Source organism: Nocardiopsis sp. NPDC006832, assembly GCF_040635885.1.
Lineage (GTDB): Bacteria > Actinomycetota > Actinomycetes > Streptosporangiales > Streptosporangiaceae > Nocardiopsis.
In genome coordinates, this window is record NZ_JBEYLC010000136.1 from 1 (window position 1) to 1,972 (window position 1,972).

General features: G+C 72.4%; 1 protein-coding gene. It reads left to right on the forward strand.

Going from position 1 to position 1,972, the window contains the following annotated elements:
* Positions 1-1,972, forward strand: a 1,972-nt coding sequence (locus tag ABZ717_RS28535; RefSeq protein WP_358516353.1) for an amino acid adenylation domain-containing protein, incomplete at both ends; no start/stop codon positions are given.

A 1,972-nucleotide genomic window follows, 5' to 3' on the forward strand; every position in this document is an offset into this window, starting at 1 on the left:
CGCATCCAGGCGGAGGCCGCCCTTGCGGGTGACACCCCGCTCTTCGACAGCCTGGTGGTGTTCGAGAACTACCCGGTGGACCAGGACTCGGCCGCCGAACACGGCCTGGAGATCGTCGACGTCACCGCCAACGAGGCCACCAACTACCCGCTCACCCTCGTCGCCTACGACGGTGAGCGCGTCGAGGTCCAGCTGCGCTACGATCCCGACGCCTTCGACACCGTCAACGCCGACCGGCTGGCCGACCGCTTCGCCTTCCACCTGCGTGCACTGGTGGAGCGGCCCGACCGCGCCGTCGGCGCCCTGCCGCTCCTGACCGGCGCGGAACACGAGGAGCTCACCCGCTGGGGCGACGGCGGGTCCGCGCGGGCCGGTCGCACCTTCGTCGAGGTGTTCACCGAGCAGGCGCACCGCAGCCCCGGGGCCACCGCCCTGGTCGGCGCCGACCAGGAGTGGACCTACGCCGAGGTCGACGCGCGCACCGACGACCTCGCCCTGCGCCTGCACGCCCTGGGCGTCACCCGCGGGACCACGGTGGGCGTGAGCCTGGAGCGTGGACCGGACCTGATCGTCGCGCTCCTGGCGGTGATGAAGGCGGGCGGCGCCTACCTGCCCATCGACCCCGCCTATCCCGTCGAACGACAGGCCTTCGTCATCGCGGACTCCGGTGTGCGCGTCCTGCTCACGGAGTCGGACCACCAGGCCGGAGCCGCTGCCGGAATCGCCGGAACCGACGACAGTGGGCCGATCCGTCTCACCCTGGACGCCCTGACCCGCCGCCCGCTGCCCGAGGGGGCGACCGTCCCCGTCCCGCCGGAGCCGGACGACCTCGCCTACCTCATCTACACCTCGGGGTCGACCGGTACGCCCAAGGGCACCATGGTCACCCACCGGGGCACGGGCGAACTGGCCGCCTCCATGGCCGAGCGGTTCGGCACCCGGCCCGACTTCCGGGTCCTGCAGCTCGCCTCGTCCAGCTTCGACGCCTCGGTGATGGAGGTCCTGATGGCCTTCGGCGCGGGTGCCGCCCTCGTGGTGCCCCCGCCCGGCCCGCTGGTCGGTGAGGACCTGGCGCGGACCCTGCTCCGGTACCGCGTCGGGCTCACGATCATCCCGCCGTCCGTGCTCGCCTCGGTACCCGCCGGGGACTATCCCGACCTTCGGGTCCTGGTCGTCGGTGCGGAGGCGTGCCCGGCCGAGCTCGTGAACCGGTGGGCGCCCGGCCGACGCATGGTCAACGCCTACGGGCCCACCGAGATCACCATCGCCGCCTCCCTGAGCGACCCCCTGGCCACGGGCGGCAGCCCGCCCATCGGCCGACCGGTCCAGGGCACCCGGCTACGTGTGCTGGACCGTGGTCTGCGCCCCGTGCCCGGGGGAGTGGTCGGCGAGCTGTACGTGGGTGGTGCGGGTGTGGCGCGGGGGTATTGGGGGCGTTCGGGGTTGACGGCGGAGCGTTTCGTCGCCGATCCGTTCGGTTCGGGTGGTCGTTTGTATCGCACGGGTGATCTGGTGCGGTGGAACGTGGCCGGGCAGTTGGAGTACGTGGGTCGGGCGGATTCCCAGGTGAAGTTGCGGGGGTTCCGGATCGAGCCGGGAGAGATCGAGTCCGCGCTGGTCGCGATCCCGGGTGTTGGCCAGGCCGCCGTCACGGTCCGCGAGGACGCTCCGGGCGGTCGCGCACTGGTCGGCTACGTCGCCGGTGGGCCGGCAGACCCCGCCTCGCTGCGCGAGGAGCTCGCCGCGACACTGCCCGCTCACATGGTGCCCGCCGTCATCGTGGTCCTGGACGCGGTGCCGTTGACGCCCAACGGCAAGACCGACCACCGAGCCCTGCCCGCACCCGACTGGGGCGAGCTCACCGCACACCGGTACACGGCCCCGCGTTCTGAGGTCGAGGGTGTGTTGGCCGGGGTGTTCGCTTCGGTGTTGGGTGTGGAGCGGGTGGGGGTCTTCGATGACTTCTTCGCTC